This window comes from Enterobacter sp. HMSC16D10 (assembly GCF_001807145.1).
In the GTDB taxonomy this organism is placed as follows: domain Bacteria; phylum Pseudomonadota; class Gammaproteobacteria; order Enterobacterales; family Enterobacteriaceae; genus Enterobacter; species Enterobacter roggenkampii.
The window spans coordinates 139,298-156,472 of record NZ_KV787902.1 but is presented as its reverse complement, the minus strand read 5'-3'; the positions used below and the strand labels follow the sequence as shown (position 1 = coordinate 156,472).

Genomic DNA, 17,175 nt, shown 5'->3' with positions numbered 1-17,175 from the left:
CCTGACGACGAGCATACCACTTGTACGCTATAACGCACAGTGTTACCTTACCCCGGACGTTATAACGCACAACGGAGTTTTCATGCGCCCTTCCTCTCATCTTGTTCCGGTCGTACTGGCTGGATTTGTCGCCGTTCTGGTGGGTTACGCCAGCTCGGCCGCCATCATCTGGCAGGCCGCCGCCGCGGCTGGCGCCAGCGCGCAGCAGATCGCAGGCTGGATGACCGCGCTGGGGATTGGGATGGGCGTCAGCACGCTGGTGCTTTCCTGGTGGTACAAAGCGCCCGTGCTGACCGCCTGGTCAACGCCCGGCGCGGCGCTGCTCGCCACCAGCCTGCACGGCGTCACGCTGGCGGAAACCATCGGCGTGTTCATCTTTGCCAACGCGCTTATTTTGCTCTGCGGCATCACCGGGCTTTTCGCCCGTCTGATGACGTTGATCCCCTATTCGCTTGCTGCCGCCATGCTCGCCGGGGTACTGCTGCAGTTTGGCCTGCACGCGTTTGCGCATCTTGAGGGGCACTTTCTGCTGTGCGGCAGCATGATTGCGGCATGGCTGATCGCAAAAGCGCTGGCACCGCGCTATGCCATCGTGGTCACGCTGCTGGTGGGCGGTATCGTGGCCTGGGCCGGTGGTGACGTTGTCACGGATAAGCTCACGCTTTCACTGGTGATGCCCGAATTTATTGCGCCCGCCTTCACCTTCACCAGCCTGGTGAGTATTGGCTTGCCCTTCTTCCTCGTGACCATGGCCTCGCAAAATGCACCGGGTTTCGCCACCATGAAAGCCTCAGGCTACCCGCTGGCGGCCTCACCGCTCATCATCGTGACGGGTGGACTGGCGCTGCTGTTTTCTCCGTCTGGCGTCTTTTCTATCTGCATTGCGGCCATTACCGCCGCCATTTGTCAAAGCCCGGATGCACATCCGGACGCGGAAAAACGCTGGCTGGCGGCCATCGCAGCCGGCGGGTTTTATCTGCTGGCGGGAATTTTCGGTGGCTCCATTACCGGGCTGATGGCCGCCCTGCCGCTCAGCTGGATCCAGACGCTCGCCGGTCTGGCGCTGCTTGGCACCATTAGCGGGAGTTTATACCAGGCGCTGAGTCACGAAGCGGAGCGCGACGCGGCCATCGTTACGTTTCTGACGACCGCAAGCGGCGTCACGATCCTGGGCATCGGTTCGGCGTTCTGGGGGCTGGTGCTGGGCGGGGTATGTTACGCCCTGTTTTCACGCGCTCGCCGCGCGTAGCTGCGACGGCGTCATGCCCGTCGCGCTGCGAAAGCGGTTGCTGAAGTGGCTGGCGGAGTTAAACCCGCAGGCCAGCGCAATGTCCGTCAGTGGCATGGAGGTATGCTGCACCAGCTCTTTCGCTTTGACCATTCGCCTGTGCATCACGTACTGATGCGGTGCCAGCCCCGTCGACTGGCGGAACATGCGGGCAAAATGGTATTCGCTGAGGGCGGCCTGCACCGCCAGCTCGGCCAGCGTCAGGGGCTGCCCGAGGTTCTCTTCGATAAAGGCGAGGACGTTGCGCAGCACGAACGGGGACAACCCTCCCGTAACGACCGGCAGCTTCCACTGCACGTTTGAGTAGTTTTGCAGCAGATGGGTCAGCAGCAGCGTGGAGGCCGTGCTCAGGGTGAGCTGGTTGGCGTGCTGCTGCCAGTCACAGCCCAGTAAAAACTGGCGATACAGCGTGGTGATCTTCGGGTCGCTGCCAAAAATACGCTCGTCCAGGGTCAGCGCAAGCGGCCGCTTATCCCAGATTTTTTCTCCCACGTCGCGCAGGTGTTCATCGGTGCAGTAGAGATGCACAAACGACAGGTCATCGCGGATATCCCACGTCGATTCGCTCTGTTTGGGCATCAGGCAGAAACGGTCCGGCCCCCCGCCGTTCTTCCAGCCTCCTGGCGTTTTTTGATAGCTTTCGTAGCCGTCCGCCACGTACAGGCTGAGGGTATGATGGTTGCTCTTTACGGTGATCGTGTCGTGCTTGTTGTACCACGCGGCCAGCTGGATACCCGAATTCAGCGAGACGGTTTCCCGCAGGACTGCATTCTGTTGGCAAAGCGTTTCAAAGGTATCGTAAGCGTGAGACATAACCGTTAGCGCGTGAAGAATCGGAATATCAGTCTAAGAAGAGTTGTCGCCCGTTGCCAGTCCCTCCAGAAGAAAAAAGCGCAAGATTTTGCAAGTCTGCCGCAAGCGGGTGAAAGCCCGTTACGCATCTCAGCGTCATACTGCGGGCTTCCGCGGTTTAAGAAGAGACAACTATGAACGCATTATTATACGGACTCGTGGTCATTATCTGGGGAACCACCTGGATTGCGATTTTCCTGCAGCAGGGCCCCGTCGCGGCGCCGGTGTCGATCTTCTGGCGCTTCGCCGTCGCCAGCCTCACCATGATGGTGGTGTTACTCGCCCTGCGTCGCCTGCGCACGCTGGCGCTTCGGGATCATCTTTTTTGCCTGCTTCAGGGATGCTGTGTTTTCTGCTTTAACTTCTGGTGTTTTTACACGGCAGCGGCACATATCAATACCGGGCTGGAGTCGGTGATCTTCTCCATGGCGGTACTCTATAACGCCATTAACAGCTTTATTTTCTTCGGACAGCGCCCGCCCGCGCGTTTCTGGACGGCGGCGGCGCTGGGGCTGGTTGGGATTGTCACCCTCTTCTGGGACGATCTGCTGGCCAGCGGCTGGAGCGCGTCACTCCTGACGGGCATTGGGCTTTCCGCGCTCGGAACCTACGGCTTCTCGCTGGGCAATATGATCAGCATGCGCCATCAGCGCAGAGGCCTGGAAACCATGACCACCAACGCCTGGGCGATGCTCTATGGCACGCTGGTGATGGGTTGCATTGCGCTGTTCAGAGGCGATAGCTTTGTACCGGAATGGACGGTGAGCTATCTCGGCGCGCTGGTGTATCTGGCCCTGTTTGGCTCGGTGATTGCTTTTGGCGCCTACTTCACGCTGGTGGGACGTATTGGCCCGGGCAAAGCGGCCTACAGCACGCTACTCTTCCCGCTGGTGGCGCTCTCCATCTCCACGGTCTATGAAGGCTACGTCTGGCATGTCAACGGTATCGTGGGATTAGTGCTGATTCTGGGAGGAAATATGGTGATGTTTACCAAACCGGAAACCTGGTTCAGACGCTTACGAATGGCATAAATAAAAAGGCCTGCATTACGCAGGCCGTTTTATTTTATTTCGCGGTCTTTTTCACATCAAACATGGTGGCGTCCGTCGCCATGTCATCAACAACCTGCTTCAGCGTCGCAAAGGTCATTGGTGTGTTTTCGTTATTCAGCTCTTTACCTTCGCCTTTACGTACCACCTTCATGACCGGTTTATTAGTGGCCGCATCGATCAGCTCGCCTTCAAAGAAGAGATGCGTATCCATGGTGCGGTGTCCGGTTGCCATCTGCGTCCCGGCAACCACCAGCGCAACAGGCACCACTTCATAGAACTGCAGCCCCTCTTTCTGCGAACTCACCCCGGTAATCGCGCCACGGAAAATCAGGCTGTGTTTACCCGGCGTGGTGACAACTGGCTTACGCGTACCAATCGCCGTTTTCATTTTGTTATTGGTGTAATTCAACAACTCATCAAGCGTTTTTTGCCCAATTTGCGTGGTGGGTTTTGGCGTTGGATAATAGGTAATTGGCGTCCAGAGAATGCTGTCGTAATTGGCTTCGTTATACGAAGGATCGACCCAACGCAGCGTTGGTTTTCCCGTCGCCGAGGTCGTTTGCTGCAAGCCTGAATAATCTTTTAAAAAGCCGGAGTATTGTTCCGGAGCGGCGACTTTTGAAGAACAGCCCGCCAACGCCAACAGACCAGTAAGCACTGCAACTTTAAAAAAAGTTTGAGTACGCATGATAGTTTTCCATGTTATCTGCAAGTATGCATTTGAAGTTATAGCAAAAGTCTGGCGGGTTTGTTGTGACAAAAAATGATGCCGGGAGCACAAATTGCAAAAAGATTGCCCGGACGCATGCCGGGCAGTGAAAAATTACTGATTTATATCCACTTGCCAGAACAGATGTTTGCCAAACGGGTCGATTTCATAGCCCTTCACCTCCTTGCGCACCGGTTCGAAAATCGTTGAATGCGCAATCATCACCGCAGGCATCTGGTCATGCATCATCTGCTGAGCCTGTTTATACAGCGCCACCCGTTTATCATGAGCGGTTATCGATTTGGCTTCAGCAATGATCTTATCAAACGGCTTATAGCACCATTTCGCCGAATTTGACCCACCGTTCGCCGAGGTGCAGGTAAACAGCGGGCCGAAGAAGTTATCCGGATCGCCGGTGGCCGTCGTCCAGCCCATCAGCGCGGCCTGATGTTCCCCGCCCTTCACACGCTTAAGGTATTCGCCCCACTCGTAGGTAACGATTTTGGTCTGTACGCCAATTTTCGCCCAGTCCGCCTGAATCATCTCCGCCATGCGTTTCGCATTCGGGTTATAGGGCCGCTGGACCGGCATCGCCCATAAATCGATGCTGACGCCGCTGGCAAAGCCGGCCTCTTTCAGCAGCGCTTTGGCTTTTTCAGGATCGTAGTCGTAATCCTTAAGCTCGCTGTCGGCGCTCCAGACGCCCGGCGGCAGCAGGTTCTTTGCCGCCGTTCCGGTACCGTGGAACACCGCGTCAATAATGGCCGGTTTGTTGATGGCCATCGCCAGCGCCTGACGGACCTTCACGTTATCCAGCGGCGGCTTCTGCGTGTTGAACGCCAGGAAGCCGGTATTCAGCCCGGCTTTGCTCATCAGGTTGATATCTTTATTGGCCTTCATGCGCGGCAGATCGGCCGGGTTCGGGAACGGCATCACCTGACATTCGTTCTTCTCAATTTTGGCAAAACGCATGGAGGCATCCGGGGTGATGCTAAACACCAGTCGGTCCAGCTTCGATTTCCCCTGCCAGTAGTCGGCAAACGCCGTGAACAGGATCCGGGAATCCTTCTGATACTGCGCCAGCTTAAACGGCCCGGTGCCGATGGGATCCATATCCACCTTCTCCGGCGTGCCCGCTTTCAGCATCGCGTCGGCATACTCCGCCGAAAGGATTGAGGCAAAATACCAGGCCAGATCGGCGACAAACGGCGCTTCCGGGTGCGCCAGGGTAAAGCGCACGGTGTGGTCATCGACTTTATCAATGGCGGTTATCAGGCTGCCGAACTCCAGGCTTTCGAAGTTGGAGTAGCTGCCGTTAGAGACGTTGTGGTAGGGATGATTCACGTCTTTCTGGCGCATAAACGAGAAGATCACGTCGTCGGCGTTAAAGTCGCGGGTCGGCGTGAAGGATTTATTGCTCTGGAACTTCACGCCCTGACGCAGATGGAAGGTGTAAACCTTGCCGTCGTCGCTCACCTCCCAGCGCTCCGCCAGGCTCGGCACCAGCTCCGTGGTGCCGGGTTTGAAATCGACCAGACGGTTATAGACCGGCACGGCGCTGGCGTCGACGCTGGTTCCCGAGGTGTAAAGCTGAGGGTTAAAGTTTTCCGGCGATCCTTCGGAACAATACACCAGCGTTTTCGCGGCGACGGCGGAACTGACCGTGAGTGCCGCGAGCGCCAATGTGAAAGTTGTGAGTTTGCTTGTCATCATTTATTCCTGTCTTTTTAATTCGACGGCTAATTAATTCTTTTGCCATTTCATAAATAACATTAAAGTGAAGTGGCAAACACCCGAAAAATAAATAAGGAACAAATCACTATGGGCTCGCCGCTTTCCAGACAATTAACGCACCGTTTTTTCCGCTATCTCGCGATCACCAGCCAGAGCGATCCCAGAGTCAAAACTCTGCCCTCAACGCCGGGCCAGCACGACATGGCGCGCGAGCTGGCGCAGGAGCTGGCACAGCTGGGGTTAGACGATATTGTGATTGATGAATTTGCCACGGTAACGGCGGTAAAAAAAGGCAACGTGCCCGGTGCGCCGCGCATCGGCTTTATTACCCATATTGATACCGTCGACGTGGGACTTTCACCGGATATTCATCCACAAATATTAACGTTTACCGGTGAAGATCTCTGTCTGAATAAAGAGAAAGACATCTGGCTGCGGGTAGAGGAGCACCCTGAAATTCTGGCTTATCCGAACGAGGAGATTATTTTCAGCGACGGAACCAGCGTATTGGGCGCCGATAATAAATCGGCGGTCACGGTGGTCATGACGGTGCTGGAAAACCTGACGGCGGAGCATCGGCATGGGGATATCGTCGTGGCGTTTGTGCCTGACGAAGAGATCGGCCTGAACGGTGCAAAAGCGCTCGATCTTAAGCGCTTTGACGTCGACTTCGCCTGGACTATCGACTGCTGCGAGCTGGGGGAAATTGTCTACGAAAACTTTAATGCGGCAGCCGCGGAAATCCGCTTTACCGGCGTGACGGCGCACCCGATGTCCGCCAAAGGCGTGCTGGTGAATCCCCTGCTGATGGCGACTGACTACATCAGCCATTTTGACCGCCAGCAAACGCCCGAGTGCACCGAGGGACGTGAAGGCTATATCTGGTTTAACGGCATTCAGGCCGGACAGAACGAGGCCGTTCTTAAGGCCAATATCCGCGACTTTGACAAGGAGCGCTTTGCCGCGCGCAAGCAGCAGATTGCCGACGTGGCCGCGCTGATTGCCGCCCAATATCCGACGGCCAAAGTGGACTATCGCATTGAAGATACCTACAGCAATATCAGCAATGCGATTGGCGAAGACCGACGCGCCATCGATCTGATGTTCGAGGCGATGGAATCGCTCGGCATCACGCCGAAACCGACGCCGATGCGCGGCGGCACCGACGGCGCGGCGCTCTCGGCTAAAGGGCTACTCACCCCGAACTTCTTCACCGGGGCGCATAACTTCCACTCGAAGTTTGAATTCCTGCCGCTGTCGTCGTTTGAGGCGTCTTATAAGACTGCCCTGCAGATCTGCCTGCTGGCCGCCCGTTAAGCGGGCTTGCGTGCCAGCATCGTGGCAAAGCGCAGCTTGATGCGGTTGCCGTTTTCATCGGTGCGGTGCAGTTCGCCAACGTCTTCGTTGTATTTGAGCAACTGCCAGCCTTCATAGTAGTTGCTCAGCTCACCGCTCCTGAACGCAAACGGGAAGCCGACCGTGCAGGGGTAGTCTGCCGTATCCATGGCGGCAACGATCAGGTTGTAACCGCCCGGCGTCGTGCAGCGCTGCATATTGGCGATAAGGCCCGGGATGGTTTTTGCCTCCAGGAACATCAGCACCACGGTAGAGAGAATAAAATCGTACTGGCCGTCAAAGCTCAGGTTGTTCAGATCCTTAATCGCGGTATGCAGATTAGCGATCCCTTCTTCCGCCTTGATGCGCTCAATATTGTCGATGCTCATCGGGTTCTTGTCCCACGCGGTGACTTCGTAGCCGTTGGCTGCAAGATAAAGGCTGTTGCGGCCGTTGCCGCAGCCCAGATCCAGCGTTTTACCGGGCTTCACGATCTCCGCGCTGTACAGCACTTCTGAATGGGTACGCGTTAAGCCATATTTCTCAGTGAAGTAATTCTCATCGACGGTCATTGTTTTTCCTGCGTTCGCATAAAGTGAAAGTGCATTTTACATGCCATTTTAAGGCGTTTACCGTCTGGTTGCCAAGCCGCTCGAAATGCGAAAACTTTGCTACGTTTAGTGAAGACGCTTATCAGAGATATGAAGATGAACAAATATCGCCTTAGCGACGAGACCCGCCTCTGGCAATGGAAAAACGGCGAAACCACTCATGCCACCACGCTGCGGCAGATCATCGCCACGGCGGACTTTAACGACGTGACGGTCGGCACGAGAGGCGGCTGGATTGACGATGAGCGCGCCCTCGCACAGGACGGCGACTGCTGGATCTACGATGAAAACAGCGTGGTGTTCGCCGGGGCAACCGTATCTGGCAACGCGCGCCTTACCCTTCCATGCATCATTAGCCATGACGCGCATATCGGCGACAGCTGCTGGCTGGACGGCGCGGAGGTTAGCCACGGGGCGCGAATAAGTGACAACGTCACCATTCAGCAATCCTGCGTACGGGGCGAGTGCCATATCTACGGCGACGCGCGCGTGCTGCATCACAGCGTGGTCATTGCCGCCAAAGGGCTGACGCCGGATCATGAACAGATCCTCCAAATCTACGATAAGGCGACGGTGAGCCAGTCGCGCATTGTGCACCAGGCGCAAATCTACGGCGAGGCGATGGTTAATTTTGCCTTCGTGGAACACCGGGCCGAAGTCTTCGACAGCGCGATCCTGGAGGGTAACGAACTCAACAACGTCTGGGTGTGCGACTGCGCGAAAGTCTACGGCAACGCCCGCGTGATAGCCGGTTTCGACGACGATGCCATCCCGACGGTGCGCTACAGCTCGCAGATTGCGGAGAATGCCGTGGTTGAAGGCAACTGCGTCATCAAGCATCACGTCCTGATTGGCGGTCAGGCATGGCTGCGCGGCGGGCCGATCATGCTGGATGATAAAGTGGTGATCCAGGGGCGCGCGCGAATCAGCGGCGATGTGCTTATCGAGCATCGGGTTGAAATCACCGACGATGCGGTCATAGAAGCGTTTGCTGGCGAGAGCATTCATCTGCGCGGCGAAAAAGTGATAAACGGCGACCAGCGCATCACCCGCACGCCGCTGCTGGGTGCGTTATAGGGTATAAATCCTGCCGTAGATATTCACGTCGTCAAAGCGGCCATTCAGGTATTCCGCTTCCCGCAGGCACCCTTCCAGCGTAAAACCGTTGCGCACGGCAACGCTGTTGCTGTGCTGATTCGCCACCCGACACTTGATCACAAAACGGCGGATCTCACCGCGTTCAGCGTAGTAGCGCATAAACGCCTGCAGTGACTGAGAGAGAATGCCCTGCCCCTGGTGGGCTTCATCCAGCCAGTAGCCGATGTAGCCGGCTTTGTTCGTCGGTTCAATGGTGTTGAACGACAGGACGCCAACCAGCGCATCATCCTTGAAAATCAAAAACATTTTGGCGTAGCCGCGCTGATGCAGCATCTGGTTGCTCTGCACGTTACGGCGGGTGTCCTCTTCGCTGACCGCGTGCTGCGCCCAGTCAAAGGCGGTTTGCAAAAAGACTCTGTTTTTAACAACGAGATTGTGCAGGTCGGCGGTGTAGCGCTCTTCGACGGCGCGAAGTTCGATATCCTGGGTGACGGGGATGATTTCTGAAGACATGGTGCCTCTCAATTGCCGGGTGGCGCTAGCGCTTACCCGGCCTACGTTTCGAAATTGTAGGCCGGGTAAGGCGAAGCCGCCACCCGGCACAATCCCACAAGGGTTAACGCATTACCCTGTCGTCAACGTACTGACGTTTATCCGGCGCCGGTGGGAAATACTGGTACAGCCAGGTTTCACTGATGGCGTCGCCCTGACAGCGCAGGAACAGGCGCATATCCACCGGCTCCGTCGAATCCGACGTCGGGTACCAGTCAAACAGAATGCGATAGCCGTCAAACGGCTCAACGTAGAGGATCTCTACCTGCTTCGCTTCACCGCTGGAAAGCGTAATCACCGGCTCGATGCCTTTTGGCGCAGCGGCCTTCAGGTCGCCACCGACGAAGTCAATTGCAAAGCGACGGGCCCAAACTTTCGGGTAGTTTTCCCCTGGAGCCCAGCCTTCCGGGAAGCCGCCCATGCCGGTGCGGGTCGCATAAACGTTCGCCAGCGGGGAGCGCACCGGCGGCATCGCGCTCCAGTAGAGACGATATTTGAAGTCCAGCTCGTCGCCCGCTTTTACCGCTTTTTCCGGCTGCCAGAAGCAGACCACGTTATCCAGCGTTTCACCGGTGGTCGGGATCTCCATCAGGCCAACCGCGCCTTTACCCCAGTCGTTACGCGGTTCCACCCACAGGCTTGGGCGCTTGTTGTACCACCCCATCACGTCCTGATAGTGCGAGAAATCGCGATCGAGCTGCAGCAGCCCGAACCCTTTCGGGTTTTTATCCATATAGGCATTGAACTGCAGCTTCTGCGGGTTGTTCAGCGGACGACAAATCCACTCCCCGTTGCCGCGCCACATCGCCAGGCGGTCGGAGTCGTGAATTTGCGGGTGAATGGTGTCGCACATGCGGCGTTCGTTATTGCCGCAGCTGAACATGCTGGTCATCGGCGCAATGCCGAGCTGCTTGATGTCCTTACGCGCATAGAGGTGGTTTTCCACCTCCATGATCACCTGGCTCTTCTCGCAGTGGATCACGAACTTATAGGCGCCGGTGATGCTCGGGCTATCCAGCAGCGTATAGACGGTAAAGGTGGTGTCGCCGGGCTTGACGGTTTCAAACCAGAAGGCGGTAAAGTCGGGGAACTCTTCCGGCGTGTCGGTAAAGGTGTCTACCGCCAGACCGCGGGCGGAAAGGCCGTACTGGTAGGTGTCGTCCACCGCGCGGAAATAGCTGGCCCCCAGGAAAGAGACGATATCGCGACGCGCCAGCTCCGGCGCCTTAAACGCGCGGAAGCCCGCAAAGCCGAGATCGCTTTGCCCTTCCAGCTGTTTGGTATCCACGCCCGTTTCACCGTAGCTGAACAGCTCAGGACGGAAGTGGATCTCGCGCGCCATAGAGGTCGACTGGTCCAGCGAGAACATCCGCACGCGGCGACGGAACCCCATTCCCATATGGAAGAACTGCACGTCCAGCTGACGCCCTTCAATGTTGTTCCACAGAGACTGCTTTTCGTCGTAGCGAATGGCGTTGTACGCCTGCGGCGTCATGGTTGCCAGCGTCTCCGGCAGCGGACGCGGCGCGCCACCCCACGGGGTTTTCGCCAGGTCATGCGCCATGGATTGCAGTACGGAGAAGTCAAAACGACGGCTCTGGCCGTCAGCAATGTCAGAGTCGGCAGCGTATGCCGCTTTGGAAAACAGAGAAGCAAGGCCGGATGTGCCGCTCAGGGCTGCCACTGCCAGCGAGCCTTTTAGAAAACGTCTGCGATTCATGCCTGGAAAAACGTCCTTATGGTCGTGTGAATGTGTTCCGCGCTCGGCGAAATGACGGCAAGAAAGAACGCACAGCCTAAACAAAAATGGTTAAGAATCCAATTGTTGGCCGGTGATTATATGAACAAAGTGAGAAATATTTTCTGTCGACCAGAACGGCCCGAAAGTGGTGTAAAGAAAGCCTGGAAAATGTGTATAAAAATGCCCCGTCAGGACATCAGCTGACGGGGCCAATGAGGCGGTTATTTTACGCTGACATCGATACCCGGGAAGTACTTATCAGCGAGTTTGGCGATCGTGCCGTCGGCACGTACCTTATCAATTGCGGCATCAAGCTGCTTTTTGGTGGCCTCATCACCTTTGCGCAACCCAAAACCGATCCCGCTGCCGAGGATGGTGTCGTCAGACACCGGTTTGCCGATGAAGCCAAACCCTTTTCCCTGCGGCTTGCTGAGGAAACCTGCCTGCCCGGCCGCGGACATGACCAGCGAGGCGTCGATACGGCCATTCAGCAGATCGCCCCAGGCCATATTCTGATCTTTATACGACACCACGGTGACACCCTGCTTTTCCCAGTGCTCTTTGGCATAGGTTTCCTGAATGGAGCCCTGCAGCACGCCGATGGTTTTCCCCTTCAGCCCTTCTGGGGTTGCCTCAACCGCCGTGCCGGCCTTGCCGACCAGCTGCGACGGAATACGGTAGATCGGCTGGGTAAAATCAATGCTCTTGCGGCGCTGCTCGGTGATATTCATCGCCGAGTTGATGGCGTCAAACTTCTTCGCCACCAGCCCCGGGATCAGCGCATCAAACGAGGTTTCCACCCAGCTGCACTTCAGCGCTGCCGCTTTGCAGATGGCATTCCCCAGCTCAACGTCAAACCCTTCCAGTTCGCCTGCCGCATTGCGGCTTTCAAACGGCGGATATTCGGCTTCCAGACCGTAACGCAGCTCGGACGCTGCGAAGGAGGAAAAGGTACACAGCAATCCCATGCCGACAACTAGCGCGCGTAATTTCATCTCAAACTCCTTAGCGTGGTTTAACCCGACACAGGGCCTGGGCACCTGCCCGTAACGTCGCCTCATCTTTCGCAAAAGAGAGACGAATCAATTTATTATCCGTACCGTCCGCATAAAACGCCGACAGCGGAATGGTGGCTACACCGTACTCAACGATCAGCCGTTTCACCAGCTCGCTGTCGCGCTCGTCGCTGAACTGGCTGTAGTCCGCCAGCATGAAGAACGATCCGGCGCTGGGCAGCAGCGTAAACGGCGAATCGGCCAGCAGACTCTGCAGCAGATCGCGCTTGCGCTGGTAAAACGCCGACAGCGACAGCCAGGTTTGCGGGTCGACCATATGTTCAGCAAACGCGTGCTGCATTGGCGTATCGGCAGAGAACATTAAAAATTGATGGACTTTACAAATCTCGTCCATCAGTACCGCCGGTGCAACACAGTAACCCACGCGCCAGCCGGTGACGTGATAGGTTTTTCCGAAAGAAGAAATAATCACGCTACGCTCCGCCAGCTGCGGGTGCGTAGCCATCCCGTGGTGCGGCTCACCGTCAAACACCACGTGTTCGTACACTTCGTCAGACAAAATAATGATGTCAGTATTGCGGGTCAGCGCCGCCAGCTGCTGCAGATCGTCGGCGGAGAAGACCTGACCGCTCGGGTTGTGCGGCGTATTGATGATAATCATGCGCGTGCGCGGGGTGATCGCGGCGCGAACCTCGTCCCAGTTGACGGCAAAATCCGGCACGGTGAGCCTGATGGCAACCGGCGTTGCCCCCTGCAGGCGGACAATCGGCGCGTAGCTGTCAAAGGAGGGCTCAAAGTAGATCACCTCATCGCCCGGATGCACCAGCCCGCTGATTGCCGAGTAGAGCCCTTCGCTGGCGCTGGCGGTCACCAGCACCTCGCGGCCCGGGTCATACTGCGTGCCGTAAAGCGTGGCAATTTTATCGGCAATGCGCTCTTTGAGCGTCTGCAGGCCGGTCATCGACGCGTACTGGTTATGCCCTGCCTCCATCGCGCGGGTGACGCCCGCAACAAGCTTCGGGTCGCAGGAAAAATTCGGTGCGCCCTGAGAAAGGTTTATCGCGTTATGCTGCGCCGAGAGCTGGCCGATAACGGTAAAGATCGTGGTGCCCACATCGGGCAGTTTGGAGCGCGTTTGCACAGGCGTTTGTAAAGTCATCCTCTTTCCCTTCTCATGGACATTGCATAACTATTCAAACAACATCTCTGTTGTCGGGACAATCGAATTGTTGTCATAATAGCCATGAGAAAAATGCATAGCTGAGGTATTTTCATGTCGCGCCGTTCGCTCCCGCTCAATGCCATCGACGCATTTTTAGTCACCGCGCGTCACCTGAATCTGACCCATGCTGCCGCAGAGCTTTGTCTGACGCAGGGGGCCGTGAGCCGCAAGATAGCCTCCCTCGAGGCCTGGTTTGGCTTTCCGCTTTTTGAACGCCACGCGCGCGGCCTGCGCCTCTCTTCACAGGGCTGCGCCCTGCTCCCGGAACTGCAGTCTGCGTTCGAACACTTGCTGACCGTGGCCGACCAGGCCCGCAGCCAGCAAACCGTGATCCGGCTCAAGGCGCCCACCTGTGCCATGCGCTGGCTGGTGCCGCGCCTGCTGGAGGTGGAGCGTGAGCAGCCGGATCTGCAGATCGCCCTGACCACCACCACCGATCATAACGTCAATTTCAAAACCGAATCTTACGACGCGGCCATCGTGTTCGGCACGCACATGAGCGCAGGCGACCTGCTGTTCGAAGAGGCGCTCACCCCGGTGATAAGCCCGGTGCGGGCGGGTGCAGCGCTGGGATCGCTGACGTTCCTGCATCCGACAAGGGATAAGACAGACTGGTCGCTGTGGCTGACGAAACAGGAAGGTCCGGGCTTTGCCATGCACAAAAATCAACACTTCGACACGATGGATCTCGCCATCACGGCCGCCATTCAGGGGCTGGGCGTCGCCATTGCCGACGAAACGCTGGTGGCCGAAGATGTCCGCGCGGGAAGACTGATGCGGCCTTATGAAACCAGCATAAAAACCGGCGCGAGCTACCGGCTGGTGCTGCGCGAAACGCCAGGGGAGGAAAATGGGCTGGCGGCGTTTCGCGCCTGTTTGCTTAATCGAGGCTGACGTGGTGCTTCATCACCCGTTTGAAGAGGCTCATCCGGGCGCGCATAAAGCGGTTTTCAAGCCTGAAACCTGCATGTTTATTCACGCCAATGCGTAATAATACGTCCCGCCCTTTACGGCATGCGGGCCAGTGCGTCGGCCCGGGCAGGATCTCACGAGGTCCTGCGTCTCGCGCAAAGCTCACCCAATAATCGGCCACCTGAGCAGCAAACTGCACATCCCGTTCGTTGACATACTGGCGTGAAGGCTCCACCTGGCCGAGGGTATCAAAGACGTAAGGCACTTCATTGCCGTGCCACGCGCCGTTGATATAGGTGGCATGTTCCGCTTCCGCAACATAGTCAAACCAGTAACGCCAGCACAATCCGCCGACGCGCTGCTGCGCCTGCATCACGACGTAGCCCATCGTAGTGAACGCCATGTCGCGGCACACCTGCCTGCCCAGCTCCTCATCGCCTTTGACGCCCGGATAGAGCAGCTTAATCAGCCCCAGCCCGAAGCGTCGCTCCCGGCGAAGCTTCTGGATTTGCCCGGCGAGATCGATGCCAAACACCGCCATCACGCTGGCCTCATCGCTGTTCGAGCCGATCATTACCGGCACGGGGTGCTGGCGAGCGGCGAAAAAGACGTCCAGCATCGCTTCAGGCAGAACGCAATCCCCGACGATGGGGGCCGGAGCAATGTTCAGCGGCGCGGTGAGCGACCAGAACGCCTCCGGCGGAATGTCGCGCAGCTGCTCGGCTGTCGCCTTTTCCAGGCCAAAATGGGCAGCCAGCGCCTTCCCTTTTTGCAACGCCTGCTCTCGCGGCGTGTCCGGCAAGGTGTACCCGCTTTGCACAATCGCCTTATGGAACAATCCTTCTGCAAGCGGAGAGGCCAGCAGAGAGAGCACGCTGCGCGCGCCCGCGGATTCACCAAACAGGGTCACGTTAGCGGGGTCGCCACCAAATGCGGCGATATTGTCCCTTACCCATTCGAGGGCGGCGATCTGATCCAGCAGGGCAAAATTATGCACCACGCGATCTTCCTCGCCTTCCAGCGCGGGATGGGCAAAAAAGCCAAGATGACCGAGACGGTAGTTGATCGTCACCACAACCACGCCGCGCGTGGCCAGCGCTTTGCCGTTATAGGGCGGTAAGCCACCCGCACCGATGGTAAAGCCGCCGCCGTGCAGCCAGACCATAACCGGAAGCGGCCCGGCGCGCTCTGTGGGAGACCAGACGTTCAGATAGAGGCAGTCTTCCGAGAACTGACCGGGATCGCCCCCGCCCAGCTCCTGGCAATATTCGCTGCTTTGCCAGCTTGAGGCCGAAAAAGCGGTAGCCTCGCGAACGCCATCCCACGGCTCAGGATGCCGCGGGGAGCGCCAGCGCCACTCGCCAACGGGCGGTGCGGCATAAGGAATACCGCACCAGACGTGGACATTTTCATCGGTTAAACCAGAGAGTGCGCCCTGGCGCGTTTCAACCACAGGGGCGGAAGGATTTTGCATAACGACCTTATTTTTTCCATCACACCCCAGCAGAGTAACGCTTTCAGAGCAAACCGCAACGCTGTTTGCTGCGCGTTTCAGCCTCCTCATAGAGGGTAAATTCGTCATACACCGGGCAGCCGAGGGCCGCTTCAAACGCATCGCGGCTGGCGTTACCGTGGCTGCGGGCCTGGGTTTCATTCCCGAGATTGGACTGGAAAATCCCCGCGGCGCTGACCGGGAGGAAATCTTCGTAGGTGATCGGCTGTGCGACGACCCATCCGCGCTCGATCAGCGGCTGCGGATCGTCGCCCGGCCGGAACGCATGCCGATGCGCTTCACCCGCTGGCGTCAGACGATAGCGGAAATACGCCAGCTCCTGACGGCGCATTAACAGTTCGCTGTCAGGGAAGGCGCTAAAGATCTCCTGCAGATGCAGCTGGTGCGTCAGGTTATCTTTGCCGGTACCGGCCTGGGCAAGGAGGCTATCGTACAGTTCCCGGCCTTTCGGGGTCAGCGCCATGCCGCGCTGCTCAATCTCACCGAAGCGCGCGGTGTGGGTGCCTTTGTGTTCACCGGCAAACAGCACCGGCTCTTCCAGCGCCTTGAAACTGGTTTGACGCAGCAGGACGGGCACCTCGCGACGCGGCGGCCCTTCAATCAAAATTTTCGGCTCAATACCGTACTTCGGCATCAGCTCCTGCACCCGGTCAATATCCAGCGTGCGCGGCGTCAGGTGGTTAATATGGCAGCCCGGGAAGCAGACCACGTCGGCAATCAGGCGATGCTCGTTATGCAGCGCCTGATAGGTTTCCTGATCGACCGTCGCATGACGGTGCCAGCGGAAGGTTTCTAGCGCTTCCTGCACAAACTCCTGCGCCTGCTCGACGGTAAACTGCCCTTCCGATTCATACAGATCGAGCAGCGCCAGACAGCGCGGGGTGAAGATGTTTCGGTGAGACAGAATTTCCGCCGCCCGTTCGCGCAGCGCGACGTTTTCAATCAGCTCAAGGCGCAGCAGCGAAGTAAAGATGCGGAACGGATTACGGCACAGCGCCGCATCATCAATCGGCCGAAATGCCGTTGAGTGGACCGGCACCCCCGCCTGGGAGAGATCGTAATAGCTGACCGGGTACATCCCCATAATGGCAAACATACGGCGCAGGGTTGAAAGTTCTTGCGCACTGCCGACGCGGATGGCCCCGTGACGCTCGACGTTCAGACGCGCAAGCTCATCGGCGTTGGCCAGTTGTTCATGTAATAGTGGATCATTTTCCAGCACCGCCAGGTTTACGTCCGCTACCAGTTCAAGCAAGGTGCCGTACTGCGGAACTTCCTGCTGGTACATCGCCGACATAGCCTGCGAAAAGTGTTCCCGAATGTCATCAGCCGTGATGGTGTTCGCCATGATGTCATGCCTCCAGTGAATATTACCTGGAGTGTAGAGAAACCCGTTCCTTCCGGGGGGAAAGATTTCTGATTTGTGATCTTAAGACGACAGTGGTCAAACCGTGTGCGACTGGCCTCTGAACAAGCCTTAACGAAACCGCCCTTTCGCGCCTGGCGCTTTTTATCCAGGATTTTCCTTATAATTATTTAG

At 57.4% G+C, this 17,175-nt stretch carries 15 protein-coding genes; 5 read left to right on the top strand and 10 right to left on the bottom strand.

All coding sequences use genetic code 11. The annotated features are described in order from the left end of the window. The first annotated feature begins 82 nt into the window (after positions 1 to 82). Entirely contained in the window at positions 83 to 1,249 is a 1,167-nt protein-coding gene (locus HMPREF3143_RS19740; protein WP_070534148.1) for a benzoate/H(+) symporter BenE family transporter, read from the top strand. Here HMPREF3143_RS19740 and HMPREF3143_RS19735 read toward each other — a convergent pair. Next, entirely contained in the window at positions 1,229 to 2,101 is an 873-nt protein-coding gene (locus HMPREF3143_RS19735; protein WP_070534147.1) for a helix-turn-helix domain-containing protein, read from the bottom strand. The two genes, HMPREF3143_RS19740 and HMPREF3143_RS19735, sit on opposite strands and share 21 nt — an antisense overlap. A gap of 173 nt (positions 2,102 to 2,274) precedes the next feature. On the opposite strand from HMPREF3143_RS19735, the gene HMPREF3143_RS19730 reads away from it, so the two are divergent. Next, complete coding sequence (locus HMPREF3143_RS19730) at positions 2,275 to 3,171, top strand: DMT family transporter (RefSeq protein ID WP_008502257.1); 897 nt, start codon at positions 2,275 to 2,277, stop codon at positions 3,169 to 3,171. A gap of 34 nt (positions 3,172 to 3,205) precedes the next feature. On the opposite strand, the gene HMPREF3143_RS19725 is transcribed toward HMPREF3143_RS19730, so the two are convergent. Next, positions 3,206 to 3,880 carry a DUF3313 domain-containing protein gene (locus HMPREF3143_RS19725; RefSeq protein WP_008502258.1) on the bottom strand — a complete coding sequence of 225 codons (675 nt, stop codon included), beginning with the start codon at positions 3,878 to 3,880 and terminating at the stop codon, positions 3,206 to 3,208. A gap of 135 nt (positions 3,881 to 4,015) precedes the next feature. Then, complete coding sequence (locus HMPREF3143_RS19720; RefSeq protein ID WP_070534146.1) at positions 4,016 to 5,611, bottom strand: ABC transporter substrate-binding protein; 1,596 nt, start codon at positions 5,609 to 5,611, stop codon at positions 4,016 to 4,018. A 111-nt stretch (positions 5,612 to 5,722) separates the two neighbouring features. On the opposite strand from HMPREF3143_RS19720, the gene pepT reads away from it, so the two are divergent. Further along, entirely contained in the window at positions 5,723 to 6,952 is a 1,230-nt protein-coding gene (pepT, locus tag HMPREF3143_RS19715) for a peptidase T (RefSeq protein WP_048962927.1), read from the top strand. Here the strand turns inward: pepT and tehB are convergent. Then, positions 6,949 to 7,542 (bottom strand): tellurite resistance methyltransferase TehB, encoded by a 594-nt coding sequence (tehB, locus tag HMPREF3143_RS19710; protein ID WP_025911174.1) that lies wholly within the window; start codon positions 7,540 to 7,542, stop codon positions 6,949 to 6,951. The two genes, pepT and tehB, sit on opposite strands and share 4 nt — an antisense overlap. Before the next feature lie 135 nt (positions 7,543 to 7,677). Between tehB and ydcK the strand changes: the two genes are divergently transcribed. Beyond that, a complete protein-coding gene (gene ydcK, locus HMPREF3143_RS19705) occupies positions 7,678 to 8,658 on the top strand; it encodes a YdcK family protein (protein ID WP_070534145.1) in 981 nt (326 codons plus the stop codon). Here the strand turns inward: ydcK and rimL are convergent. From rimL to HMPREF3143_RS19685, 4 genes are all read right to left on the bottom strand, one after another. Beyond that, positions 8,653 to 9,192: a 50S ribosomal protein L7/L12-serine acetyltransferase gene (rimL, locus tag HMPREF3143_RS19700; protein WP_070534144.1), complete on the bottom strand. Its 540-nt coding sequence runs from the start codon at positions 9,190 to 9,192 to the stop codon at positions 8,653 to 8,655. The two genes, ydcK and rimL, sit on opposite strands and share 6 nt — an antisense overlap. 103 nt (positions 9,193 to 9,295) lie before the next feature. Then, entirely contained in the window at positions 9,296 to 10,951 is a 1,656-nt protein-coding gene (locus HMPREF3143_RS19695; protein ID WP_021242530.1) for a glucan biosynthesis protein D, read from the bottom strand. A gap of 242 nt (positions 10,952 to 11,193) precedes the next feature. Next, on the bottom strand, positions 11,194 to 11,967 hold the full coding sequence (locus HMPREF3143_RS19690) for a transporter substrate-binding domain-containing protein (RefSeq protein WP_021242531.1): 774 nt from the start codon (positions 11,965 to 11,967) through the stop codon (positions 11,194 to 11,196). Between the two features lie 10 nt (positions 11,968 to 11,977). Beyond that, on the bottom strand, positions 11,978 to 13,147 hold the full coding sequence (locus HMPREF3143_RS19685) for a pyridoxal phosphate-dependent aminotransferase (protein WP_021242532.1): 1,170 nt from the start codon (positions 13,145 to 13,147) through the stop codon (positions 11,978 to 11,980). Between the two features lie 114 nt (positions 13,148 to 13,261). On the opposite strand from HMPREF3143_RS19685, the gene HMPREF3143_RS19680 reads away from it, so the two are divergent. Continuing rightward, positions 13,262 to 14,104 (top strand): LysR family transcriptional regulator, encoded by an 843-nt coding sequence (locus tag HMPREF3143_RS19680; protein WP_008502268.1) that lies wholly within the window; start codon positions 13,262 to 13,264, stop codon positions 14,102 to 14,104. On the opposite strand, the gene HMPREF3143_RS19675 is transcribed toward HMPREF3143_RS19680, so the two are convergent. Together HMPREF3143_RS19675 and HMPREF3143_RS19670 are read right to left on the bottom strand one after the other, a co-directional pair. After that, the gene (locus HMPREF3143_RS19675) at positions 14,091 to 15,596 is read right to left on the bottom strand and encodes a carboxylesterase/lipase family protein (protein WP_070534143.1); all 1,506 of its coding nucleotides are present in this window, start codon (positions 15,594 to 15,596) and stop codon (positions 14,091 to 14,093) included. The two genes, HMPREF3143_RS19680 and HMPREF3143_RS19675, sit on opposite strands and share 14 nt — an antisense overlap. A 43-nt stretch (positions 15,597 to 15,639) precedes the next feature. After that, on the bottom strand, positions 15,640 to 16,983 hold the full coding sequence (locus HMPREF3143_RS19670) for a 2-oxoadipate dioxygenase/decarboxylase HglS (protein ID WP_070534142.1): 1,344 nt from the start codon (positions 16,981 to 16,983) through the stop codon (positions 15,640 to 15,642). Positions 16,984 to 17,175 lie beyond the last annotated feature (192 nt).